This is a genomic window from Nesterenkonia maliinae (assembly GCF_051262655.1).
Lineage (GTDB): Bacteria > Actinomycetota > Actinomycetes > Actinomycetales > Micrococcaceae > Nesterenkonia.
In genome coordinates, this window is sequence record NZ_JBIMEY010000007.1 from 18,365 (window position 1) to 42,232 (window position 23,868).

At 62.0% G+C, this 23,868-nt stretch carries 17 protein-coding genes and 2 pseudogenes; 14 read left to right on the forward strand and 5 right to left on the reverse strand.

The genetic code is table 11. The features are described from left to right. The first annotated feature begins 431 nt into the window (after positions 1-431). The 5 genes from ACHAA4_RS12020 to ACHAA4_RS12040 all read left to right on the forward strand — a co-directional run bounded on the left by ACHAA4_RS12020 (position 432) and on the right by ACHAA4_RS12040 (position 6,957). Positions 432-758, forward strand: coding sequence for a hypothetical protein (locus ACHAA4_RS12020; protein ID WP_435774421.1), 327 nt, complete (start codon positions 432-434; stop codon positions 756-758). 1,210 nt (positions 759-1,968) lie between these two features. Then, positions 1,969-2,286, forward strand: a complete 318-nt coding sequence (locus ACHAA4_RS12025; RefSeq protein ID WP_435774422.1) for a hypothetical protein — start codon at positions 1,969-1,971, stop codon at positions 2,284-2,286. 1,889 nt (positions 2,287-4,175) lie between these two features. Continuing rightward, a complete protein-coding gene (locus tag ACHAA4_RS12030; protein ID WP_435774423.1) occupies positions 4,176-4,760 on the forward strand; it encodes a dTMP kinase in 585 nt (194 codons plus the stop codon). A 364-nt stretch (positions 4,761-5,124) separates the two neighbouring features. Then, positions 5,125-5,799 carry a flavin reductase family protein gene (locus ACHAA4_RS12035; RefSeq protein ID WP_435774424.1) on the forward strand — a complete coding sequence of 225 codons (675 nt, stop codon included), beginning with the start codon at positions 5,125-5,127 and terminating at the stop codon, positions 5,797-5,799. Between the two features lie 102 nt (positions 5,800-5,901). After that, positions 5,902-6,957, forward strand: coding sequence for a LacI family DNA-binding transcriptional regulator (locus ACHAA4_RS12040; RefSeq protein ID WP_435774425.1), 1,056 nt, complete (start codon positions 5,902-5,904; stop codon positions 6,955-6,957). On the opposite strand, the gene ACHAA4_RS12045 is transcribed toward ACHAA4_RS12040, so the two are convergent. Next, the gene (locus ACHAA4_RS12045) at positions 6,941-8,140 is read right to left on the reverse strand and encodes an MFS transporter (RefSeq protein WP_435774426.1); all 1,200 of its coding nucleotides are present in this window, start codon (positions 8,138-8,140) and stop codon (positions 6,941-6,943) included. The genes ACHAA4_RS12040 and ACHAA4_RS12045 overlap by 17 nt on opposite strands. Positions 8,141-8,556: 416 nt before the next feature. Between ACHAA4_RS12045 and ACHAA4_RS12050 the strand changes: the two genes are divergently transcribed. From ACHAA4_RS12050 to ACHAA4_RS12075, 6 genes and pseudogenes are all read left to right on the forward strand, one after another. Continuing rightward, a complete protein-coding gene (locus tag ACHAA4_RS12050; protein ID WP_435774427.1) occupies positions 8,557-9,348 on the forward strand; it encodes a DUF2382 domain-containing protein in 792 nt (263 codons plus the stop codon). Between the two features lie 321 nt (positions 9,349-9,669). After that, the gene (locus tag ACHAA4_RS12055; RefSeq protein ID WP_435774428.1) at positions 9,670-10,035 is read left to right on the forward strand and encodes a phage holin family protein; all 366 of its coding nucleotides are present in this window, start codon (positions 9,670-9,672) and stop codon (positions 10,033-10,035) included. Then, positions 10,022-10,414 carry a DUF3618 domain-containing protein gene (locus ACHAA4_RS12060; RefSeq protein WP_435774429.1) on the forward strand — a complete coding sequence of 131 codons (393 nt, stop codon included), beginning with the start codon at positions 10,022-10,024 and terminating at the stop codon, positions 10,412-10,414. Before ACHAA4_RS12055 ends, ACHAA4_RS12060 begins: the two co-directional genes overlap by 14 nt. 44 nt (positions 10,415-10,458) lie before the next feature. Then, a complete protein-coding gene (locus ACHAA4_RS12065) occupies positions 10,459-10,755 on the forward strand; it encodes a DUF4235 domain-containing protein (protein ID WP_435774430.1) in 297 nt (98 codons plus the stop codon). A gap of 224 nt (positions 10,756-10,979) precedes the next feature. Further along, positions 10,980-12,080, forward strand: a complete 1,101-nt coding sequence (locus tag ACHAA4_RS12070) for a YihY/virulence factor BrkB family protein (protein WP_435774431.1) — start codon at positions 10,980-10,982, stop codon at positions 12,078-12,080. A gap of 816 nt (positions 12,081-12,896) precedes the next feature. Beyond that, positions 12,897-14,025: pseudogene (locus ACHAA4_RS12075) on the forward strand (IS30 family transposase). A gap of 69 nt (positions 14,026-14,094) precedes the next feature. Here ACHAA4_RS12075 and ACHAA4_RS12080 read toward each other — a convergent pair. Next, on the reverse strand, positions 14,095-14,538 hold the full coding sequence (locus ACHAA4_RS12080) for a DUF1622 domain-containing protein (RefSeq protein WP_435774432.1): 444 nt from the start codon (positions 14,536-14,538) through the stop codon (positions 14,095-14,097). 372 nt (positions 14,539-14,910) lie between these two features. Here ACHAA4_RS12080 and ACHAA4_RS12085 point away from each other — a divergent pair, with 372 nt between their 5' ends. Further along, positions 14,911-16,404, forward strand: a complete 1,494-nt coding sequence (locus ACHAA4_RS12085) for an AI-2E family transporter (RefSeq protein ID WP_435774433.1) — start codon at positions 14,911-14,913, stop codon at positions 16,402-16,404. Between the two features lie 1,138 nt (positions 16,405-17,542). Beyond that, positions 17,543-17,978 (forward strand): annotated as a pseudogene (locus tag ACHAA4_RS12090) (recombinase family protein); the annotation flags it as partial. 129 nt (positions 17,979-18,107) lie between these two features. On the opposite strand, the gene ACHAA4_RS12095 reads toward ACHAA4_RS12090, so the two are convergent. Together ACHAA4_RS12095 and ACHAA4_RS12100 are read right to left on the reverse strand one after the other, a co-directional pair. After that, positions 18,108-19,265 carry an FUSC family protein gene (locus tag ACHAA4_RS12095; protein WP_435774434.1) on the reverse strand — a complete coding sequence of 386 codons (1,158 nt, stop codon included), beginning with the start codon at positions 19,263-19,265 and terminating at the stop codon, positions 18,108-18,110. Positions 19,266-20,003: 738 nt separating this feature from the next. After that, positions 20,004-21,377 (reverse strand): glucose-6-phosphate dehydrogenase, encoded by a 1,374-nt coding sequence (locus ACHAA4_RS12100; protein ID WP_435774435.1) that lies wholly within the window; start codon positions 21,375-21,377, stop codon positions 20,004-20,006. 126 nt (positions 21,378-21,503) lie between these two features. Here ACHAA4_RS12100 and ACHAA4_RS12105 point away from each other — a divergent pair, with 126 nt between their 5' ends. Beyond that, positions 21,504-23,381, forward strand: a complete 1,878-nt coding sequence (locus ACHAA4_RS12105; protein ID WP_435774436.1) for a glycoside hydrolase family 15 protein — start codon at positions 21,504-21,506, stop codon at positions 23,379-23,381. A gap of 88 nt (positions 23,382-23,469) precedes the next feature. On the opposite strand, the gene ACHAA4_RS12110 is transcribed toward ACHAA4_RS12105, so the two are convergent. Beyond that, positions 23,470-23,727: a cation diffusion facilitator family transporter gene (locus ACHAA4_RS12110; protein WP_435774437.1), complete on the reverse strand. Its 258-nt coding sequence runs from the start codon at positions 23,725-23,727 to the stop codon at positions 23,470-23,472. Positions 23,728-23,868 lie beyond the last annotated feature (141 nt).

Consider the following 23,868-nt stretch of genomic DNA (forward strand, 5'->3'; position numbering starts at 1 on the left):
TGTACCAACGTCATGGGTCGATTCTCTGGGCGAATCTGCTGCGAGTTCTTGAGGATACCGTGTTGTCAGAGGAAGTATTCAAAGAAGTGTTTGCTGCAATCTGGAGTGATTGCCGGAGCTTTCAGTTTCAGCCCGAGACGGGACGAGCGTGGCTGGTGCTCTTGTGCCACCAGCGGGCTAGGGCCAGGCTCTGAGTCCTTACTTCGACTCTCTGCACCGCATTTCCTAGACCAGGGTGCTTCGATCCTGGTCTTGGGCCGGGAGGCGGTCTAAAGAGCGTCTCCGGCCCCGGGGTGAGGCGTGAGGATCGACGTGACCTGTGCGGCGACTTGATGTCACCGCGGCATGTCACCGTAGTGGATGATCGTGTCAGGTTCTCTCACAGACCCGGTGCCTACGATTCGGGCTCCGCAGATTCGAAAGGGCAAGATATGGACACGCGTAACGCCACACTGAGATTCACAGCAGGTGGGAAGAATTACCGATTAGGGGTGCCCCCGCTGAAAGCCTCAACCCTGCGTGCAGTGGTGGCAGCCCGCGTAGACGAGGGAAAAGCCACACCCTTGCAAGTTCGGCAACGCACCATCACAAAAGAGGGGAGCTTCGATAACTACGTGTTCACCGTGCTCGGATCCAGCGCAGATTTCACCATCGAGTTCCCAGTCGATCACTCTCCTGAACCCATAGAGGCTGAGGTGAAAGCTGTCTTGGACTTCCTCAGCAAAAACCCGAGGATGCACTTCGCATTTGATGTGTAACTCTGGAACCACATCCTGGGTGCCACCACGAATATTTGAGTTCTACCTCGAGACTCCACAAGTTCAATCCCGCCCAGAGCAGCGAGCATCCACAATCGGAGCGGGCGATGAAGCGTCAAGTGTTCAGCTCGAGTCGTCGTAGACCTCGAGGCGTGGCCCTGCGTCCACGACGAAGGTCACTAGGCGATCAGACTGGATATCTACTCACACACGATAACCCCCCCCGATTCGATAGGACTAAAGTCCCCTCAGGGTGCCAGTCATCGACTTGGCGGTGACGGAAGAATCATCTGCCGCAGCAGGTTCTTCGAGCTTGCCGTGTAGGGGTAGGACGACCTACGGTCCGGATCCTTCTTTGATGTTTTGATGACCCTGGGGGAGTGCTCAAGCCTCCGGCGCAGACTCCGACTCAGTGCCCTGTGGAAGACGGCTTTCAGCCGTCTGAACTGGTGGCCTCAACATTATGGAGGGACGGCATGCTCGCACTCGACCCGGCCATCCAGGTTGTCCCTAATTCTGATGGTTGTTGGCATTCGGCCACCTCCAGCGCGGGTTCGCACTATATGCAGTAGCTCATGATGCGACATTGGTTGCGACGAGCGGGTCTTCACCGACTACTCAGTAGGGCCTGGTCACAAACGAGAGCACCGAGCTTCTGGCGTCGTGTGGCTCGCCGCTGATCAATCTGGTCTAGCTGAGGCGGACCAGAAGGCACCTGCCTGAGGGCCCATGCGTTGAACCGCGCGACGTACCCTAGTTCGCCAAGCGTCCCGGTCTCGTCTGCACTTCGCGCGCGTGTCATCAGGTGGACAAGGAACGGGGGGCACTCCAGGGCGCCAGAACCAGTCTCGATGGATTCCTGAAAGGAAGTAAGGATGAGTTGATGGCCCACCAGCAACAGCGGTGTGGCACCAGCGGCGGGGTTGAACAGGTCGGCACGCCGGTCTCCACATGGTTTTCCGGTACATCTCACTATATCTTTTAGGAACCACAGGTTGTGGCATCCTTTACAGGCCTCAATCCCACCCCATGCCTCCTTGCCGGCACTTCGGGGGAGAACTACGCTGACTGGAATGGCGCGCCATAGCCGCCCGTGTAACCAGTGGCCCCTCTTAGGTGTGGTGATACCCGCTCCTGGCCACCGTGACCGCATATGTTGCCTACGGGTCATGAAGTTCAATAGTGAGACATCCAGATCGGGAGGAACCCCATGGGACGAATTGTCATCATGCAGCACGGAGCGACGTATCAGATGGGGCTGCCAGATGCAGTCGCTAAGGCGATGAATACGGTGGTGGTGGAGCACTTCGCGCAGGGCAGAGGGTTGGCCATCGAAGGGCTTCGTGGAGGAGGCGCTGAGAATGACCAGGCACTCGTCCCTGACGGTCACACGCTGACCCTATGGGTCGGGCCGCACGCGAATGTGAGTTTCACACACCAGGACCAGGTCGATGAAGAGCAGTACTCGACGATGGTCGCAAGAATGTCTGAGTCGTTGCAGAAGAACAATCGCATTCACCTGCGATAACGCGTTCTACGCTCATGGCTGAGGGCCGCGGGAGGATAGGAAGTCCACTGAGAACTTCCAGGGGGTAACGTGGTCGTCGCGCCTAGCGGAGCGGACGTTACCCGTGGCTGGGCTGGGGCTCGTGGTGCCGGGAGCGGGATGCAAGTTCGTTCAAAGCTTCTGGTCTGTGTTCAGCGCACCATTGGAACACCTCGGTGGGACGCAGAACCCCGAGGACCTCGGGTCCCTGAAAAACCAGGAGGGGTCGGATGTCCTCATGGCGGAACAACTCGATCACGTCATCCACCACCGCATCAACCTGCAGAGTCGGCTGTTGCTGGACTGCGCAAGCACACCGTCGAGACGCCCATTTCTCGGGTCGATCCAGTTTGAGTTCACTGATGTCCCGTTCGGTGATCACCCCGATGTGCTGATCGGACAGATTCGTGATCACCACATAGTCATCCCCTGTCTCGCGAAGCAGTCTCTCGGCACTGTTCAGGGGGAGAGTCTCACAGAGAGACAGGCCTATAGGGCGCAGCAATTCTCGCACTCCCGTGACCGGTGCACTAGTAGTTCCCATGCTGCTCGCCTCATCAGTTGTCTTCAATCCTCAGGGTGGTACCACTGCGGTTACCTCAGAGGCCCCGTGCCCAAAGGTTGGTCAGTTACCCACTGAGCGTTCGGTTGACGGGGTTTCAGAGTACGCCGTGCCTGAGTGTGACTGTCTACCCCTTGTGACTCTCAGGTTCCATCCAACTTCGACCTGTCACGAAGTGCACCGTGGCCAGCGTTCCGAATGGCCTGGGTCTTGGTGGTGTGAAGTTCACCGCACTGTTCGGGGTCTTCCGGGGCTGGTTCGTGTGGGCGGAGGTTGCCCCGGGTGCCGTGCGGGGATTTCCTATCAATGGAGTGCTGGCGTTGAGGGTCCTGGTCAGTGGGAGAGGGGACCGGACCTCGGACGTGTCCTGTGGAGCTTCCAGGATCCTGGGGGGTTGCCATCGCCGTGACACTTCGGTACTGGCATCTGTGAAGAGGCCTGGAGTAGACAGTGGCGCCGTCCGGGAGTGTCTGGTGCCTGCTGGCCTGTGGTGAGCAGGCCATGAGCAAGCCCCGCTGACCTGATGTGGTAGCCAACGGGGCTTACCCCCCTGAATTATCTTGAAAAACACAGACTGATTAGGGCATTTTACAAACAGACTGGAGTTCCATATTAGAGGATGCCTCCGGCTCTAAGTAAGCCTTGCTTGATCGGATGACGTGCCAGCTTCTCGTGGTCTGCGGTGGATAACTATGACATCGCCGCAAGGGTCGGGATATCGGGAAGGGCTACCCTGAATATCCTCAATGTCCTCGAGGGCGCAAGGCGCCTGCAGTGCATCAAGGAAGGACGACGCGCCCGGTACGTGTTAGACGCACACCAGCACTTCCGCCACCGGAGGGTCGCGCACCGGGACTTCCGCCACCGGAGGGTCGCGCACCGGGACATCCGCCACGGGACCCTCGCGCACCAGGACATCCACACTCCTGTAGATCTTCGGATCCGCACCCGATGTCACATGGAAGGAGAACCCGTGAGAACGCGCGCTGCTGCTTTCCTTAGGCCTGGGTTGCCGCGGACGGGAGGCCGGGTCCAGACAGGTTGTGACGACCCGCGGACATCGGGAACCCCTGTCATCGATGAAGACATAGATGCGGACACCAGAAGCGGAGGAGCGGCATGACCGACTGCAGCAGTCTGTTTGGGCCTGGTCGCCAACGACGAGAGCGGGGATCAGGGCCAGGTGAAGTAAGGCGACGGGGCCGTGTGGCGGCCAACGACTTTTTTGGAGGTCGTGGAACGGAGCATCGACCATGTGGTTTCCACTATTCACATGCTCTTTTTAGGTCCCGGCGGGGGGTGCCGGACCATGATTGTCGTTCTGGTTGGAATCGATGGGGCTGGCAAGACGACGGCCGGAGAACTGCTTGCCCAACGACTTACAGCGACCGGATATCCTGCGGTCTTCACCAGAAACAGCTCCGGACGACGCACCATCACGGAATGGTGTGCGCGGCGGAATATCAACCCTTCGGTGCGTCTACTCGACGCTGCCGAAACGAGCATCCGCTGCGTCAACGTCGTCCTATCCCATCTACGCGCAAGAACCGGTAGTGGTGTTGTGATCATGGACCGGCATCTTTACTGCCAGTCTGAACTTAGGCGAGCGAGGGGCCTGGATTCAGGCCGGTTCCTGCCGTTCCTACTCAAGGTCCTGCCGAGTCCCGACATCGTGTTTCACTTCGATGCCCCGGCGGGTATTGCCTACAGCAGGGTCCGCCGGAGGGCCGCGGACACTGAAACTCTGGAGCACCTCCAAGCCTTCGGCGAGTCCTACACGGAGCTCGCACAGTTTCTGACCTTCATCACCATTGATGCCAGCGGCCCCACTGAGCAGCTCGTCGACGCCATGATGCAGGAACTCGGGATGTGTGGTCTGGAACTCCCGTCATGAACACGCCGCGAGACGCCGGTGCCACCCGGTGGAGCCGGTGTTGACAATGTCGATCGCGAAGTGTTCCAGGTACCCGCCCGTGTTCATTGAGGCGGGCCAGCCCAATTCGAGAGGTCTGCGCCGTTCTGCTCGGCTGGGTCGAAGTCGTGCCGTGTCGGGATGGATGAGGACTTTACCGGCACTGGTGTCGAGCTTACGTTCGCTACACCAGCGAGCTTCCTCAGGGCTGACGGGAGTATCCAGCAGAGTTGCTCCGCCCGTACGACTTCGAAACACCGGCCACCCATCGGTAGGCGCACCATCAGCTACGGTGCGGGAGACAGATCCGTCGTCTTCGGCACCGCTGATCAAAGGAACAAGGCATATGCCTTCTGCGCGCACCCACTTCTATGAGCCAGCGGAGGGACACGGACTGGCCCACTCGCCGTTCAACGCCATCATCGCGCCACGCCCCATAGGTTGGATCTCCACTCAGAGCCACGCCGGGCACCTCAATCTCGCACCCTTCAGCTTCTTCAACGCGTTCAACTACACCCCTCCGATCATCGGCTTCGCGAGCAACGGGCCCAAAGACACGCTGCTCAACGCCGAGTCCACCGGAGAGTTCTGCTGGAACCTGGCAGACGAATCCCTCGCCGACGCGATGAACGCCACTTCCGCAGCGGTCCCGTCCGAGGTGGACGAGTTCGCTCTTGCTGGTGTCACCCCGGCCAGATCGAGAATCGTTACAGTGCCCCACGTGACTGAAGCGAAAGCGGTCTTTGAATGCCGAACCTCCCAGATCGTGCCGCTCGTCGCCGCGGATGGAAGCCCGACAGTGACCACGGTCGTCTTCGGTGAAGTCGTCGGAGTCCACATCGACACGTCACTGTTAGAGGCTGGCATCTACCAGACGGCGAAGTCCAGACCCCTCCTGCGCGGCGGCGGCCCATCAACCTACTTCACCATCCGAGACGAAAACGTCAGAGACCTCCCCCGACCAGGAACTCCCCGAATAGGTTGGACCTCGGTTGGTGACAGGCCTGAATCGCAGTGCTAAGTGGCGGTGCTCCCGCAGCTATGGATCTCGTGTGAGGGGAAGGTCGGGGAGTGCCCCGCGCAGGACTCACGGGACGAGCGCTTCGCCATAGACTTAGGGGCCATGTCACCCTCAGAAGAGCACCGCCCCACGCTCCGAGACGTCGCGGCCAAAGCGAAGGTCTCGCTGATGACGGTGTCCTACACCTTCAACTCCCCGGCCCGAGTGGCTGACTCCACCCGCGAGAAAGTACTCGCCGCCGCAGAGGAACTGGGCTACCAGGGCAAGAATCCATGGGCGGCAGCCCTGCGGACTGGGCGATCCGGTGCTCTCGGGGTGGTGTTCAGCGAACACCTCACCTACGCCTTCACGGACCCGCAAGCCTCAGAGTTCCTCGCAGGTGTCGCCTCCGTCTGCGCCGAGGAAGGTCTGGGACTCTCCTTCATTCCCACAGAAGGTGGGCCCCAGGATGCCGAGCGGGTCAGGGCAGCCCCGGTTGATGGTTATGTCTTTTGGACCACGGGACCGGAGGACCCCTGCTTGGATGCCGCGGCCAGCACGCACCGACCGTGCGCGATCCAGGGCGGGCCTGATCACGACGGATTCACCCGGGTCAGCATCCCCGACCGGGACGCCGCGGCGGCTATAGCGCGGACAGGGCTCGCCGGCGTCGTCGCCCACCCTGTCGTGCTCAGCTTCTCGCTCGACTCGACCCGCTCTCCCGCAGCTGGCTACGGCATTGCCGTCCAAGACATCCAGTTCCCCGTCACCCGGGAGCGGATCGCTGGCTTCCAGGACGCCATCACTGAGGCTGGGCATCGCTGGGAAGACACCTACGTGGTCGCCACGGCGCGCAACCGGCGACAGGAGGCGCAAGAGGCCGTCGACCTGCTGCTTCGCAACGCCACTCCCGTGAACCTTGTGCTCTGTACCAGCGATGAACTCGCCCATGGCGCTCTGGCCGCGCTCCACGCACACCACCGCACGGTACCGGGTGAGGTCGTGGTGACCGGGTGGGACGACGGAGGAGAAGCCGCCGGCGCGGGGCTGACCACCGTGAAGCAGTCGCTCTACGAACAAGGCCGCACGTGTGGTCTCATAGCTGCTGGCCAGACCGTTGCCCCCGCGCTGCAGGACTGGCAGATCGTGGAACGAAGCACCACTAGGACCGGTCAGTAGCTAGCACTCGCGGCCGGGTGGTGACCCAGTACAGAAGCAGGCCTGCCACCGTCGCCCCCGCAGCTGCCCACGCGATGACATCCAACCAGCCTGAGTCAACGGCGAAACCTCCCGCGAGAGATCCCCCGGCGATGCCGATCTGGAACGCCACCACGTAGAGCGACGAGGCGATATCACCGGTCTCTGACGCCACACGAAGCACCGTGGACTGCAGGAACACCGGCGTGGCGGCGAACGCGCCACCCAGCAGCACCACCGAGGCGATCACCCCGACGACGCTCCACGAGGCGAAGACGACGATCCCCAGCAGGGCCAAGACCAACAGCGCCATACACGCGAGCCCCGAACCGCGCGGATATCGATCCGCGAACCTCCCGAAGGCCCATACTCCGAGAATCCCGGCCAGCCCGTAGCCCAGTAACACCACCGCTAGCGCTTCACCTGTGATCCCGGCGAACTGATCGAGGATCAGCGAGATGTAGGTGTAGGTGGCGAAATACGCGACGACGAGCACCACGGTCAGCGCGCACAGCCCGAGCAGGACCCTGTTGCGCAGCGTTGATCGCACCAGGGCCCACCAGCGGGTCCGGCTCGTGTTGCCATCGGTGGGGTCCACCTCGAGGGCGGGCAACACGAGCGCCAGTCCGACGAACGCGACTCCGGCCGCTAGGGCCAGGACCACCATCGCCGGACGCCAGCCCCAGATCGCACCCAAGGCGGTGGTCAGCGGAGTCCCGGCGACCATCGCCAGGGAACTCCCCATGAACACGACAGCGGTCGCGAAGCCCACTTTCCCTCGGGGAACCAGCATCACGGCCGTCGGGGCGACGATCGACCAGAAGATCCCGTGCGTGGTCGCCGAGACCAGCCGGGATCCGAGCACCCATCCGTAGGTGGGAGCGATCGCCATCGCCACGTTGGAGACCACCAGCATCGCGACCGTGGCCAGAACGAGCCGCCGCCGGCTGACCCCGGAGAGTATGGTCACCAACGGCAGAACCGTGAGGGCGACGACCACGGCGTAGACGGTCAGGAGTCGACCGATCGCAGCTTCACTGACTACGAGGTCAGATGCCATCTGGGGCAGGAGCCCTACTGGGAAAGATTCCGAGGTGTTGTACGTGAAGGCGACGCAGGCGAGGAGAATCAGACTGGTCCACGCACGGGCATCGATGTTTCTCATGTGTGTAGCGTTACACAAACTTGCACCCGGAGCTAGTGCAAAAGCATAAGGAGCTCCTCGAAGATCACGTACCGCATTAGCTCGAGAGAAGATGCCTGCTCTTTACGAGGTAGGGCGGGGACTGTCTTCCGTGCAGCCGGCCTCTTGGCGGGTTTTGGCTGCCTCGTTAACTAGTAGTTGTATAAGACACCCCGCAGGAGCTCCGTCGTTCACCTCTGACGCCGCGGGAATCCGGGACGGACCAGAGTCTCCAGTAAACCCAGGGCAGTTCACACTCCGCGAGAACACGCAGGTGTATCCATGGAGTTCACAGGCGGTGTTGACCCAAACGCTACTTTGCGGCCCTAGTGTCAAGGTGTCCTCATGGGGACACTGGCTTCCGACCTTCGGGAGTCCGGGAAGGTGAGTGATCGAACATGGTAAACAGCAACTTCGACATCAACTTGATTGAGAACGCAGACGTCTACGACAGTGAAGGCGCCAAGGTCGGCTCGGTTGGGCAGGTCTACATCAACGACCGGACGCAGGAACCGGAATTCGTCACCGTGAACATGGGCCTCTTCGGCACTAAGGAGACCTTCATCCCGTTCCACGCGACGAATTATTCCACTGAAGGCCTCCGGGTTCCCTTCACCAAGAGCTACATCAAGGACGCCCCTAGCATCGAAGTTGACGGACACCTCAGCACGGTGGAGGAACAGCGCCTCCTGGACTACTACAGCTCAGATCGCGGCACCGGCTCGGGCGCCGGTGTTGACACTGGCCGGACCGATCGCACTGGTGGTCCTGATCGTGGCAGTGCGGGTACCGGTACAGGCGACACCGAGGGCATGGTTGCTCACGAGGAGCGACTCAAGGTTGGTACCGAACAGCGCGAGGCAGGCCAGGTGCGCCTGCGCAAGCGGGTTCGCACAGAGCACCAGAACGTTGAAGTACCCGTCCATCGCGAGGAACTTGTCGTCGAGCGGGAGAAGGTCGACCCGAACACGTCCGACGCGCGCTCGGCCGGCACAATCGATGGGTCCGGCCATGAAGAGGAGACCGTGACGCTGCGGGAGGAGCGCCCCGTCGTCCACAAGGAGACTGTGGCCACCGAGAAGGTCAATGTTGGCAAGCGCACTGTGCAGGACACAGAGACGGTCTCCGGCGAGGTTCGCAAGGAAGAAATCGACGTCGAAGGTGAGGGCAAGCCCGGCACGAAGCGTTGAGAGACATTGCTGCGGTGTGAGCGCCCACAACATCTGGCGGGGGGTCGGTTCTGCGTAAGCAGGGTCGGCCCTCCAGCCATTGTGGAAGAAAGTCTCACCACAGCACTCGTGTGCGCCTCGCGTCGGCTTGCTTCTACCACTGAGCCCAGGATCGGTCATTCAGCCAGGTCACTAGGGCCGCGACCCATTCACCTGGGCGTTTCCGGGTGGTAGCTTCATCTTTCAACGTCATCGGCAACCAAGTTGTACGTCGTTTCAATGTAAAGGGCACCTATCATGAGTCACCCAGCAAGACCGCCGGAACCCACAGTTCCTGAGTTGATGACGCGCCTCTCGGAGCAGACCTCACGATTGGTCCGCGACGAGCTGCGACTCGCCCAGTCGGAATTGACCGCGAAGGCCAAGCAGGGCGGAATCGGTGCGGGATTCCTAGGGGCCGGGGGCGTCCTCGCCTGGTTCGGTTTCGGGGCGCTGATCGCTACAGCCATCCTTGGATTAGCGGCAGTTCTGCCAGCATGGGCCGCAGCACTGATCGTCACGGTCATTCTCTTCATCGCGGCCGGGATAGTGGCCCTGCTCGGCAAGAAGAAGCTGGAGAAGCTCTCGCCGGCACCCGAACGGACAATCACCAACGTCAGCCGAGACGTTGCCGAGGTTAAGGAACACAGCCGTCATGACAACGCCTAAGCACGAGGACTCGCAGGTGTCCCGTCCGACCGGAAGCACCAACAACCCCTCCGCCACTCCTCGGGAGCCTGACAAGGGTGCTTCACCAGATGAGATCGAGGCCGACATTGAGCGCACTCGTCGCGAGCTCGGTGAGACCGTCGAGGCACTGGCTGGCAAACTCGATGTGAAATCCCAGGCCCGGGAGCAGGTCAACGAGGCGAAGCACCGCATCGTTGAACAGACGAACGAGACCCGCCAGCATGCCGTCAGATACCTCGAGCGTGCGAAGGCGTCTGCCACCAATGAGCAGGGCAAGCCGAACACGTACGCGTGGATCGGCGTGGCGACTGTAGCTGCGGTTGCCGCCATCATCGTGGCCCGCCGACCTCGTCGATGAGCCAACCCGCATTCCTGGAAAACAGCTAGGGAAGGAACAGATCGATGGCTAAGAAGGAATCTACCAACACTTCGGCGAAGCTCCTCTATCGCCCCATCGGGCTGGCCAACAGTCTGATCAGTGGTGCTATCACTGGGGTCTTGTTCAAGCAGCTCTGGAAACGGATCTCATCAGATGACCGTGACGACGCTCCGAAAGCCATGCAGTCCGACTTCAAACTTGGCGAGGTACTTTTAGCGGCTGCCCTTCAGGGCGCGCTCTTCGCCTTCGTCAAGGCACTGGTGGACCGCGGCGGAGCACGTGTGTTTCAGCGCCTCACCGGAGAGTGGCCGGGCGACTAAACCGAGACCATCACCTCAGGTGTCCTTGGTGTCAAGAGACTCGGGGGGAGCACCGGGTAGAGACGCAGCGCCTCACGCGGGTCTGTGGGCTCTGACTCAAATGATTCGCAGTCCCAGCTATGCGCTTGAGCATTCGTTGTCACCTGGTGGTTAGTACTTCTGGCCAGTTTTCCGGCTAGGGCAGCGGCTCGTGTTATCTGTACACCCTGAGAAAGGCACGTTTCATGTCCCACAGCTCCCGCGACGACACCAAAGATGATCCGGCGGACGCTCCTCACCCCGAAGATGACCGCAAACCTGACTCTCCTGCTGAGATCACCAAGCCCACCTGGAAGTACATCCTCAGGACCACGATCCGCGAATTCTCGGACGACGGCTGCACCGATCTCGCCGCCGGCCTCACCTACCGCACGGTCCTTTCCATCTTCCCGGCGCTGATCACCGTGGTCTCGGTGCTGAGCCTGTTCGGTCAGGGAGGAGGAACCGTCACGACGGTACTGGATCAGGCGGAGGGCATTGTTCCCTCCGACACATGGGGCACCGTCCGACCTGCCCTGGAGTCTGTCCTGACAGCCCCTGCTCCGGGGCTGGGGCTCATCCTCGGATTGCTGATCGCGCTGTGGTCCGCCTCGGGCTACGTGAAGGCCTTCGGCCGGGCGATGAACATCATCCACGAGGTTCCTGAAGGTCGCGGTGGGATCGCGCTCAATGTGCAGATGTATCTCCTGACAGCCTTGATCCTCGTTCTGGGAGCGATTGCCCTGATGATCTTCGTATTGTCGGGACCGATCGCAGAAGCAGCGGGCAACGCGATCGGACTGGGCCCGGTGGCGATCACCGTGTGGAGCATCGCCAAGTGGTTCATCCTGGCGTTCGTCGTCGTGCTCGTCGTTGCTCTGCTCTACTACGCCACTCCCAACGTGAAGCAGCCGAAGTTCCGCTGGGTGAGCGTCGGTGCCCTCATCGCCATCGTGGTCGCGGTACTGGCCTCTGTGGGCTTCTTCTTCTACGTGTCGAACTTCAGCAACTACAACGCCACCTACGGTGCGCTGGCCGGGGTCATCATCTTGCTGCTGTGGATCTACATCGTCAATGCGATCCTGCTCTTCGGTGCGGAGGTCGACAGCGAAGTCGAGCGCGGCCGTGAGCTCCAGGCTGGAATGCCCGCAGAAGAGAACCTCCAGCTGCCCGCCCGAGACACCAAGGCCAGCGACAAGAAGGCGAAGAAGCATCAGGAGGACGTCGAGCGCGCACACAATCTCCGGAGATCGGCAGGCCAGAGCCAGGAAGACTTAGCGGGTCCGGACGAGGTTGTTAAACGCTGAGAAGATGAGCATCCTGCGGAGAAACTGAAAACTGGTTCCCAGAGCCTACTGACTGGGACTCAGGTCTCTGACTGAAACGTACGCGGCATACCGTCGTCGTTCTGATCACCCTGTGAAGGCGGCCCGGGTTTGGTGCCCTGGGCCTGATCGGTGTTCTCCGCCGACACGGGCAGGACCGTCGGCGTTACGCTGGCGGTGTCGGCTCCTTCGGTGGTGGCGCAAGAGCAACGCCGCGAGGTGCGCCGAGCGAAGGTCGCGGCCGCAACACCAATAGCGACTGTAGCGAAAAGCAGCACAGCCCTTCTCCGGCTCTGGTTCGACATAGCACTCCGGACGCGGGCCGAGGCGTCCTGGAATTTCGGGCTGGTCTTGAGATAGGCGCTCTCTGCCCCGTCTGCAGCCCGGCCCAGTTTAGGAGCAACCCAGTCCAGAGCGGTGTCAGTGCCGGTAAGCAGCTTATGCCTCCAGCTGCGGGACTGTTTCTTTCTGCGGAACATGTGAGCCCTCCGGATCAGGGGTCGATTGGTGCACTGAGCCTACGTCCTCACGAGGGGGACGGCTATAGCGCGCGGTACCTCTTGCGATTCTCTCGAGGTTGGTGGGCTGTTGGCTTCGGTGCTCATGGGTCGGTCTGGCCTGACTCATTGGCCCTGGCAGGAATGTGACCGCTGTGGGAGTTTCACAGCCGAGGATGGGCACAGGGGCGAGTTCAGGTGGTGAGCGCAACACCCTGAATTGGGTGAGGTGTTGTCAATGGGTCGGCCATGGTCTCCAGCGAATGTCCGTTTAGCGTTCTGGGAAGGACTTCGGGAAGGCTTGCCGGTCGCGGTCGCCGCCAGGGCAGCTGGGGTGTCGCGACCGACCGCGTATCGGTGGTTGAAGGATGATCGGCAGGTGTTGCCCTCACCGCATCTAGAGTCCTTGAAGTCACGCGCTGGCTCGTTGTCTTTGCGGGAACGAGAAGAGATAGCTTTCCACTTTGCATCGGGTCACGGGGTGCGAAGCATCGCGGCCAGGGTGGGGTGGGCTCCGTCCACGATCAACCGTGACCTCGCCAGGGACCGTCTCAATGACCGGTATCGGCCCTCGATCGCGCAGGAACAGACCTGGGCACGAGCTTGGCGACCGAAACCGAGGAAGCTCGACGGGTTAGCGTTGCGGCAACGGGTCGTCTTCATGCCCACCGACCGGTTCAGTCCTGAACAGATAGCGGGCCGCCTCAGACTCGAGCATCCAAACGATCCAGGAGATGTACGTGTCGCACGAAACGATCTATCAAGCCCTCTACGTTCAGGGCCGTGGATCGTTGCGGACTGAACAGGCCACAGCGTTGCGAACTGGACGCGTGATGCGCCGACCACGACGTCCCGACGGTCCCCACGTCAACCGGTTCAAAGACATGGTGATGATCTCGGATCGTCCGGCTGAGATCGAAGACCGGGCCGTCCCGGGTCATTGGGAGGGAGACCTGATCATCGGGTCGATAGGAACGAACTCCGCGATTGGGACGTTGGTCGAGCGCACCTTTGGGTTCGTGATGCTGCTGCATCTACCCGACGATCACACGTCCCGTAGGGTCGCAGACGCGATGATCACCGCGATGAAGACCCTTCCCGAGCAGCTGCGACGCTCGATGACTTGGGATCAAGGACGTGAGATCGCCCGGCACCAGGAAATCACTCTGGCCACCGGTATGCCGATCTACTTCTATGACCCGCACTCGCCCTGGCAGCGGGGCACCAACGAGAACACCAATGGGCTCTTAAGGCAGTACTTCCCGAAGGGCACTGACCTGTCGTTCCATGGACCGGGGATCCTTGAGAACGTCGCTGCGGAATTGAACGACCGGCCCCGGAAGCGCCATGGCTTCCAAACTCCTGCAGAGGTCCTCGACGGGATACTCTCAGGTCCAGAGAATCAAACCGGTGTTGCGCTCACCGCATGAATTCGCCAGGAGTAGATGGGCAGATTGTGGCCCTTTAGACTCAGCCCGGCGGATGGATCGACGTATCGGTCAACTGTGTCCGTGGGAACGCGGAGAGGGCTCACTACGGCTCTGGCTTTCAGCGCCACACGTGCACCGAGTGCCTGGATGGTCCCATACATCTCCTCGAATCCCTCCGTTGGAGGTCTGCCACGGCCAGCGTCCGGTCATTTCGAGCTGGAGGGTGAAACTCAGGAAGGTACGAATAAGGACGACGAGACCGAGCGCGAGTATCGCCTCGACAGAGACTCCGATAGCTATCGTTCGAATGATGTCCGCCGCGATGAGAATTTCGAGTCCCAGGAGAATTGATCGCCCGACCCAGCGCCGGTATTCCTCGAAGACCAGGTCCTTCCTGCGCAGGTATCTCCAGCCAGCAAGTCCAGAGGCGATGCTGATCCCGATCACCATCACGGCCACTCCAGCGGCGTCGACGGCCTTGCCGATGGAATCAATGATCGTGTCAAAATCCATAAGTTCTCTCAAAGGTCGAATCGGCTACCTGCCCTCGTCCACATGGTTCAGGGGAAGTCTGAGCTGAGGGACTGAACAGCGTCGCAGCGGGCAGGGGAACAAGGTTGTCATAGCGGGCGGTGTTGTGAGCAACGAACCGACTTCTGGCGCCGCGAGAGATGTTGCCCATCATCGGTTCATAGTCCGGGGATGTCGTTCATGGCCCACACTACCGTCGTGCACACGAACTCACTGTTGCCTCCGAGCGGGGCAGGCAGGCACCGTCGGCAACTCTTGCGGTGTTCGCACCTCCTCACGGTGACCAAAGAACTGCAGGAATCTAGAGCGGTGGAAAGTAGTCGAGTTCCTAGCAAGCCATGTCAGGATAGGCCGATGAATACTGCTGAGAAGTTCGAGCTGATGGAAGAGGACCTCCCTCCCCGGATGGCCGAGGAACAGCGCATCCAGGACGACGTCCCCTGGGGCATCCGGATCGCCGCCGCCTGGTCCTGGCGCGTCATCATCATCCTGCTCTTCGTGGGCGTGCTGATCTGGCTGCTGAGCCACATCTCGCTGCTGCTGATCCCGCTGCTCGTCGCCGCGCTGCTCGCCACGCTGTTGCGCCCGCTGCACAACGTGTTCGTGAAGTGGAAGTTCCCGCGGGTGGTCGCGGCGATCACCACGCTGCTGGTGCTGATCGGCTTCGTCGCCGGACTCCTCTACCTCGTCGGGCAGCAGCTGGTCACCGGTTTCGCAGAGATGGCCACTCAGGTCGAGGAAGGCCTCTTCGAACTGGTCGCCCTCGCAGAGGAGACCGCCGCCGGCTTCGGCGTGGAGATCTCCTCGGCCCAGGTGAACCAGGGTCTCGAAGATGGCCTGACCTACCTTCAGGACAACTCCGAGGCGATCCTCGGCGGGGCGATGAGCATCGGCTCCACTGCAGGCAACGTGGTCGTGGGATTGATTCTTGCGCTGTTCACGCTGATCTTCTTCCTGGCCGATGGCCGCAAGATCTGGGACTTCCTGGTGTTCTTCGCCCCCGGCAAGCACCGCCCCGCCATCCATGGCGCCGGTCGCCGCGGCTGGACAGCGCTCGGCTCCTACATGCGCGTACAGGTCTTCGTCGCCGGCGTCGACGCCGTCGGCATCGGCGTCGGCGCAGCCCTGCTCGGCGTGCCGCTCGCGCTGCCAGTCGCCGTGCTGGTCTTCCTGGGCTCCTTCATCCCGATCGTCGGCGCCGTGGCCACCGGCGCCGTCGCCGTGATCCTGGCCCTGGTGGCGAACGGACTGGGCAACGCGCTGCTGATGGTCGGCGTGGTGCTGTTAGTCCAGCAGATCGAGTCCAACATCCTGCAGCCCATTGTCATGGGCAAGGCCGTGCGGCTGCACCCGCTGGCCGTCATCCTCGCCGTGACCGCCGGTACCACCCTGCTCGGCATTGTGGGCGCGCTCTTCGCCGTGCCGGTCCTGGCCTTCGTGAACCGGGCCGCACGGTACCTGGTCAAGGAGGAGTGGCGCGGGGACCCCGAGGCCAAGGCGATGGAGAAGCTGGAGAAGGAAGAGGCCATCAAACGCGCCGCCCAGAAGGAGGTGCAGGAGGCCGAGGAGCAGGCCTCGCTGGCGAACATCACCCGTCGGTTCTGGGAGACGATCCCCGGTCTGGACCCCGAGCGGCGCGGATTCGGCCGTCGCGGCGAGTCTGACTCGGGGCAGGTGCCCCGGACCGAGCCCCAGACCTTCACGGAAACCCACACCCGCACTCGCCCGGAGTCCCACCCCGGGTCCGGCGACGGTGCCGGGAGTCGCGCCGAGGACAGCCACGATGGCCGCCCTGCGATCGCCGAGGATGAGACCCCCCGGCCGGAGAACGAAGGCAGACGAGAATGACACAGACCCAACAGGCTGTATAGGCCTCAGCCCGACCGGGGGCACAGCTCAGCGTTCAGCTCGACAACGTCGCGGTGTCCCAGGAGTGGTTCTCGAGCACCGGTTGCAGATTAAGTGTGGAACCGGTTCAGCTAAGAGTTGATCCGCTCGCTTCGATGAGTCAGGTGGTCGGGCGGCTGGGGTGACCGATGATGGCATGGCCCAGGTAGGGGAGTCGCCGGTCTGGTTGTCGGTGCCGCGGCGCACACACCCGGCACGGTTACGCGGACGCTGGAACACGCAACCGGCACGACCGGTGAGATAGGTGCCGCTCATGAAATCGTTGAACACAGGGCGGTTGTTATCTACCTGCCTAGTGGCGGGGCCTTTGAGGAAGTGGCCCCGCGATTGGCGTCTCATCTAGTGCCGCCATTCTCACCTCGGTCTGACGTGTTACTCCAGATGGTGGCCTGGAGAGCACGTCGTCTACAACAGGGAGACTGAGTCAACCTACTGGAGTCAGTTCAGCAACCTCCCGGGCGAGGTTGCTTTCACTCCAGCGAAAGCCAGGGTGTCCAGCATATAGGAAGAGTGTTAGGAGAAACCGATCAGTCAACTCTTCGCCAGATCTGTATCTCGTGGTTCGTGAGGAACAATAAAGGTGCCACCGGAGATTCGATCTCATCCAGTGGCACCTTCGAAAAACGACGGTATCAGCACCGCTTCGTCTATGCGACCGCACGAATGCTTCAGGCTCCGCTGTAGTTGCGTTATGCCTAGAAGAGCCCTCCCGCAGTGCACCGAAGAGCCCCGCCGACCTGTTGCGTAATCGGCGGGGCTCCGGCTTGCTGATATCCCTAGTGAGGGACCCAGCCTGGTGCGAAAGGACAAGAACCAGACTGGTTTGTTTATCCTGGGGGTTATCTCTGAGGCGAGGGAAGAGCCTGAGGTTGCGTTGCGTGGAACGACTCGATCAGCATGTGAGGACCATGGGTCATCCGAAACGCGTTGGCTTGTTCAGACATAGTGCGATCGCCCCCAGGTCTCATTACCCGATGTCATGGGATGTGAACCAAGTGGTTCGCTGTGCCGGGCAATTGGCGTGACGCAGAGGACTGTCTCGTGACGGGTTTAGTGGAGGCTCTGGTCTGTCCCGTCACGAGACATACTTGAGTATGCCGAATCTGGTGACACTGTCGTGGTTTGGCGAGTTGACCGTTTGGGTCGGTCGTTGATCGATGTGCTGAACAGGGTGAACCTTCTTCGGGAGAGGGAGGTAGCGGTGAAGTCCATCAGTGATGGCATCGTCCCTGAGACCTCGACTGGCAAGTTGATGCTGAACATGTCGGCCCCGTTGGCTGAGTGCGAGCGCGAGCTGATTACGGAGCGGGTCAACGCGGGTCAACGCGGGGATTGCGGCTGCGCGGCAGGGTGGGACGAGGTGGGGTTGGCCGCCGTCGGATCCTGTAGTGCTCGCGGAGAAATTACAGGTGGGCCAGGAGGCTCGCTCCCGGGGGACTGAGGCGGCGAAGCTTGTGGGGTGGAGCAGAGCGACACTGTATCGACACCAGAAGGCGACATCCTCCGCGACGTGAGGCACCCCTCAAAGTGCCCGGTTGGCCAAGGCGCTCAGCCACTTGATGTCTTTTCGAATCGTGTTTAGCTTCATGCCTGGGTGCTGATGTGGTTCGCCGTCGTGGCGCGACGCGAATTATCCGGATTGACTAGTCGTTCTCCCTGGCTTCTCGGGAGGACGCGACGTCGTCGACGATCGTGGCGATGTGGTGCATGCTGGTGATCAGCGAGCCATAGATTGGCCACGTGCTTTGGGGGAGGCCATGGTCGTTCGACATGTCTTTGGCCAGGGCGGTCAGCTGGTCGCGGATGGGATCGACGTCGGCGTCGGGGTCCGCGATCGACCGACCGCAGTCACGGACGATCGCGATCCACTGTTTGCGGAAGCGGGCATCCCATCCGCCCTCTGCGTGGGGGTAGGTGGCTTCGCGCAGCGTACGGGTTAGGTTGCGAAGGTGCGAGATGCCTTCGTCGATGCGGTTCAAGATCTCCCCGTAGCTGGCCCGTCCGGATTCTGCGCCCGGTTGTGAGTGGTTCTTCGTGCGGCGGTGACGATGCAGGTAGTTGCGTGGATTGGCTCGGTGACTCTCTCTGGCGAACCACACGAATTGCCAGGCCGAGTTCAATTCCGTCTCCATCGATTTTGTCGCTTCGAGCCAGGCATCTGCGTTGTCCGTGCTCCAGGAAGTGGAGAGCTCCTCGGCCATGTTGACCAGGACGTCCCCCATGCGCCGGTTGATGGAATCGACGTGGCGGGCGGCCTGTCGGTCCCGTAAAGGCGGAACGATCATGAGATTGACGGCGATACCCGCCGTCACTCCTACGCCGACCTCGAGTAGACGATCAAGCAACAGGGGCGCCTGGTCGTCGAAGCCGTTGCTGAGAATGAAGATCGCCGTGGTGGCAATCGCCACCCCCTCGGTGCGGATCCCTGGAATGCGGGCCGCCACCAACCCGACCAGGAGTGCTAGGGCGAAGGTCCACACGCCGACGCCGAGGTAGGTGCCGATCAGAAAGGACAGCCCGACGCCGAGGGCGGAGGCAATTGCGGTCTGGGCGCCGCGGGACAATGACTGGTGCACCGTGGCATGCACGGCCAGCAACGCTGCCCACGGCGACAAGAACGGCAATGGTGTTTCCAGGACTGCGACTGAGAACCACCAGGCGGCCGTCGCCGCGATCACGCTCTTGAGGATCTGCGCCGCACCCGTGAGGAACACCGGTCTCTTCACCAGCTCGGTCAGCCAGGCCACACGACGTTCAGCCAGCCGCGGTTGACCCTTTTTCGCTGCCGGGTCCGTGGTCATCTCATCGCCCCTATGGTCATACGGCTACGCTATCGGTGGGCCACGCCAATGCGGATGATCTCTGTCTTGTGTCGGGACCGCACGTCCCACAGAAGGTTCGGTAGGGGTCAAAGCTCGCAGGCGCTGGAGAAGCCATAGCGAGCGAAGCCTTCACGCTCCTGGTAGGGATCGGTTACGGCCTTCAGGAGCTGGTGGAACGGTGCCAAGTCCCCGTCGGTTGTCGTCTCGAGGGGCTTTCTCCACCAGGTGGTTTCGCGGGATGTAGGCAGGGCTGACCCTGTCTATCTGTTCTGCGTTCGGGGCGAGGCCGCGCCAACCATTAAACCAAGCGTCGAGTGCCTCGAGATTGCGGGCCTTCTGTCGAACAGGTTCAATGTCGCTGCGGGGCTCGGACGTTACTAGCCGCTTCCTAATCGCACGATCGTTGAGCAACACAACGGCGACAGCGACCAGCACGGTGGCGATTGCGGTATTGGTGGTCCAGAGTAGGGACTTGGCGCCACCGGTGAGGAACACGAGCATCGCCGAGTTCACCCACCAATGGAAAAAGGACGCAGCCAGAACTCGAGAAGTGAGGGAGCTACCAGCGGTCAGTACCGCCAACGTGACTGAGAGACTTGTCGCTGCGATCACACACGTGAGGTAAACGACAGGGCCCGCAGCGAGCATGATGTAAGTCGCCGAGGCCGAGGAGGAAGCCGGGCGCTTAGGGGCGCAGCGCACGGGGTTCCGCGCTGCTCAGTCACCCTGTCTCCAGCCTGCCGGCCCGGTGGATCCGGCTGGGTACTCCTCCAGCGGGACCTGTCCGGTGCGCCACGGGGCGCGGATTTCATCGATGATCCGCCAGGCATATTCGGCGGCCTCAGCGCGGATGGACAATGTCGGATCCCGGTCCAAGACACCGTTGAGGACCTCTCCGTAAGGATTCAACCGTCCAGCCCCGAAATCAGCGCTCAGTGCGGCACGGTCGATGACGAACGGGTCGCCGGGACCGTTGACGTTCATTTCCAGCACCATTCCGTCGGGACCCAGGAAGATGCGCAGCACGGTGGGACTGGTTGCTCCGGTCAGGCCGGCGGGTACGTGCGGGGCGTCACGGAAAGTGATGGCGATCTCGCGGCGAGGCTCGCCGAGGGCTTTCCCGGAGCGAAGGACGAAGGGCACCCCGGACCACCGCCAGGTGTCCGATTCCAAGGTCACCTCGGCCAGAGTTTCGGTTTCCCGCGCCGGGTCCACACCGTTCTCCTCGACGTAGGAGGGCAGGGCCCGTTCGCCGATGGTGCCGAGGGTGTAGCGGGCCCGTCGGCCGGCACGGGCAGAGTCCCCGCCGAAGGGGCGCACCGCTTCCAAGGCTGCTGTCTTGGATGTGCGCAGATCATCGGCGTGCACGCTCAGCGGCGCATCCATGGTGACGATGGCCATGACTTGGAGGAGGTGGGACTGGATCATGTCCACCAACGCCCCGGCACGGTCGTAGTAGCCGGCCCGGTTCTCCAGTCCGAGAATCTCGTCGTAGACGATCTCCACTTTGGCGATGTGGTCTCGGTTCCAGAGTGGCTCGAACAACCGGTTGGTGAAACGCAGCCCCAGAATGTTGAGCACAGTGGATTTGCCCAGGAAGTGATCGACCCGGAAGATCTGGTCCTCGGGCACCAGAGCAGTGAGGCGCCGGTTGAGCGCTGCGGCGCTGTGCTGGTCGACGCCGAAGGGTTTCTCCAGAACCAGCACCGTCTTGTCCGGCAATTCGACGTGGTGCAGGGCCTGGATGGCTTGGGTTGTCACGGCCGGGGGCAGGGCGAAGTACAGGGCGGGGATCCCGGTGACTGCGTCTAACAGCTGCTTGAGGTCTTCGGGTGAAGATGCGTCGGTGACGAGGTACTCGGTGTGGGCCAAGAGGTGGTCCACGGCCGGTCCGGTGGCCTCGACGGTATTGAAGGCTCTCTGGACGGTGCGGGACCACTGCTCACCGCCCTGCGGAGCCAGATCTGCCCCGATCAGCCTGATGCGACGATCCGGTTGTTCGGTGAGCAGCCGCCCCAGGCCAGGTAGCAGCAGTCGAGAGGTGAGGTCTCCGGTCGCGCCCAGGATGACAAGAGTTTCGATGTTCTCCATGCCTGCACGGTACCGGGCCTGGGGTTCGGGCGGGTCGGCGACCTGCCGGGGGCTTTCGCGGCCGCGCGCCCTCGGTCCTATGGTCTCGAATGGTTGAATGGGCTCATGAGTTCGGATGTCCAGATCATGTCCACCCCGTTGGAGGATTACGCGCTGCTCTCCGACCTGCATACCGGTCCGCTGGTGTCCCGTCATGGCAGCATCGATTGGCTGTGCTTCCCGCGTTTCGACTCCGCTTCGGTGTTCGGAGCCCTGTTGGGCACCCCGGAGGATGGGCGGTGGAAACTGTCAGCTGTGGACGGGAAGGTCGCGACTCGCCGCTATCTGCCGCGCACTTTCGTGCTCGAAACCACCTGGGAAACCCCCACCGGCGTCATGGTCGTCACTGATTTCCTGCCCCCGGGGAATCAACAGGCCGATCTGATCCGGCGGGCGGAATGTATCTCCGGGACGGTGGAGATCGAGCATGACCTGCGGATCCGTTTCGACTACAGCCGGGCGAGGCCCTGGACCAGGCGGGTGGATCTCGACGGCGCCGGGACCTGTGGATTGTTATCGGTGGCCGGCCCGGACGCGTTGTTGCTGTCTGGCCCGCTGCTGCACCCGCATGAGGACCAGCAGGTGGAGCCCCAGGAAAACATGGAGGACTGCCACGAGGCGTCCCCGGAAGGTCACTCCGACGACTATCAGGGTGCCGTGGCCGATCGGCTCACCGGGGTGTTCCCTCTCGAGTCGGGCGAGTCCGCCGATTGGGTGCTCACCTGGCATCAGTCACACCGGCAACTGCCCACCCCCGAGAACCCGCAGGAGGCCTTCGAGCGCACGGTGGAGTACTGGAGGCAATGGTCCGCGTGCGTGAAGGTGGACGACGAGCACGATCGCTCCGTGCTGCGGTCACTGATGGTCCTGCGGGCGTTGACCAACAGCGACACCGGCGGGATCGTGGCTGCGCCGACCACCTCTTTGCCCGAGGAGTTCGGGGGCAGCCGCAACTGGGATTACCGCTACACCTGGCTGCGTGATGCGGCTCTGACCATTGAGGCCCTCGTTGCTCACGACTTCACAGACGGTGCTCTGCACTGGCGCAACTGGTTGCTGCGTGCCGTGGCTGGGGACTCCGACAGCATCCAGATTATGTATGGCGTGGCTGGAGAGCGCCAGCTGCCCGAGAGCATTCTTCCTCACCTGGTCGGCTACGAGCGCTCGGTGCCGGTCCGGGTCGGCAATGACGCTGTGGGCCAGTACCAGGCGGACGTCGTGGGGGAGGTCATGCTGGCCCTGGCTGAATTGCGCAAGGCTGGGGTGGCAGAGGATGAGTTCTCCTGGGGGCTCCAGAAGAATCTGCTGCGCTTCGCCGAGCAAAACATGGGTCGAGCCGGTCACGGGATCTGGGAGATGCGCGGAGAACCAGCGTTCTTCGTGCATGGTCGCACCATGATGTGGGCGGCCTTCGACCAAGGCATCCGGGCCGTCGAAGATCACGGCTTCGACGGGCCGGTGGAACGGTGGCGGACCCTGCGGGACCGGCTTCACGAAGAAATCATGGAGCACGGCTTCGACGAAAGGCTGAACTCTTTCACCCAGACCTATTCCAACACCGAGGTGGATGCCTCCCTGCTGCAGTTGCCGCACACTGGGTTCCTCGCCTATGATGATCCGCGGATGCTCGGCACTGTGGCTCGGATCGAAGCCGATCTGCAGGATGAGCACGGGTTGCTGCACCGGTACCGCACCGACACCGGCTTGGATGGGCTGGATGGGGATGAGTACCCGTTCCTGATCTGCACGTTCTGGCTTGTGGAACAGTACGCGTACAGCGGCCGGACCGCCGACGCAACGACCCTGATGGACCAGCTTTCTGGGTACGCGAACGATCTCGGGCTGTTTGCCGAGGAGTACGATCCCGACAGCGGGCGGTTGGCGGGGAACTTCCCCCAGGCATTCAGCCACCTGGGCTTCATTCGCGCCGTCGATGCCGTCACCCAGGCCCAAAAACGGCCTTGACTCCGCGGGCACCAGAGGCAGGATACGCCAGAAGGTGACAGCGACCAGACGGTCGTCCACACTCATGGCCGCTGTCGGGGGTGCGTTGTCAGTCCGGGTCTGCGGGAGTGGCGATGGTGGCGGCGTAGATGGCGGGTTCGAGGTAGATCCTCGTTACGATCGTTACGATCGGCACTGTCCGGCGGATTCGTTTTTCGGCGTCGTTGATTTCCTGGGCGACGTCGGCTCCGGTGTCCGAGCGTCTGACCGCGATCCTGGCCGCGACCAGCAACGCCTCCGGGCCCAGGCACGGGGTCTTCAGATCAATGACGTCGGTGCAGGCCCCGCCCTTGAGCGCGTCCTCCATCTTTCGGGTGCGTGGAGGCCGATTCGGCGGATTTCAGCAGTCGTTGCAACAACACGGTTGTTCTATCTGGTGAGTAAGTCGGCGACGGTCCGTGAGGGCTTCTCCAACAACCGGCGTCGGCATTCAGCACTGGGCTGTGCG

Coding starts and splice junctions, on each gene's coding strand:
- ACHAA4_RS12020 (WP_435774421.1), top strand. CDS start 432: ATGGACACGCGTAACGCCACACTGAGATTCACAGCAGGTGGGAAGAAT.
- ACHAA4_RS12025 (WP_435774422.1), top strand. CDS start 1,969: ATGGGACGAATTGTCATCATGCAGCACGGAGCGACGTATCAGATGGGG.
- ACHAA4_RS12030 (WP_435774423.1), top strand. CDS start 4,176: ATGATTGTCGTTCTGGTTGGAATCGATGGGGCTGGCAAGACGACGGCC.
- ACHAA4_RS12035 (WP_435774424.1), top strand. CDS start 5,125: ATGCCTTCTGCGCGCACCCACTTCTATGAGCCAGCGGAGGGACACGGA.
- ACHAA4_RS12040 (WP_435774425.1), top strand. CDS start 5,902: ATGTCACCCTCAGAAGAGCACCGCCCCACGCTCCGAGACGTCGCGGCC.
- ACHAA4_RS12045 (WP_435774426.1), bottom strand. CDS start 8,140: ATGAGAAACATCGATGCCCGTGCGTGGACCAGTCTGATTCTCCTCGCC.
- ACHAA4_RS12050 (WP_435774427.1), top strand. CDS start 8,557: ATGGTAAACAGCAACTTCGACATCAACTTGATTGAGAACGCAGACGTC.
- ACHAA4_RS12055 (WP_435774428.1), top strand. CDS start 9,670: ATGACGCGCCTCTCGGAGCAGACCTCACGATTGGTCCGCGACGAGCTG.
- ACHAA4_RS12060 (WP_435774429.1), top strand. CDS start 10,022: ATGACAACGCCTAAGCACGAGGACTCGCAGGTGTCCCGTCCGACCGGA.
- ACHAA4_RS12065 (WP_435774430.1), top strand. CDS start 10,459: ATGGCTAAGAAGGAATCTACCAACACTTCGGCGAAGCTCCTCTATCGC.
- ACHAA4_RS12070 (WP_435774431.1), top strand. CDS start 10,980: ATGTCCCACAGCTCCCGCGACGACACCAAAGATGATCCGGCGGACGCT.
- ACHAA4_RS12080 (WP_435774432.1), bottom strand. CDS start 14,538: ATGGATTTTGACACGATCATTGATTCCATCGGCAAGGCCGTCGACGCC.
- ACHAA4_RS12085 (WP_435774433.1), top strand. CDS start 14,911: ATGAATACTGCTGAGAAGTTCGAGCTGATGGAAGAGGACCTCCCTCCC.
- ACHAA4_RS12095 (WP_435774434.1), bottom strand. CDS start 19,265: ATGACCACGGACCCGGCAGCGAAAAAGGGTCAACCGCGGCTGGCTGAA.
- ACHAA4_RS12100 (WP_435774435.1), bottom strand. CDS start 21,377: ATGGAGAACATCGAAACTCTTGTCATCCTGGGCGCGACCGGAGACCTC.
- ACHAA4_RS12105 (WP_435774436.1), top strand. CDS start 21,504: ATGTCCACCCCGTTGGAGGATTACGCGCTGCTCTCCGACCTGCATACC.
- ACHAA4_RS12110 (WP_435774437.1), bottom strand. CDS start 23,727: ATGGAGGACGCGCTCAAGGGCGGGGCCTGCACCGACGTCATTGATCTG.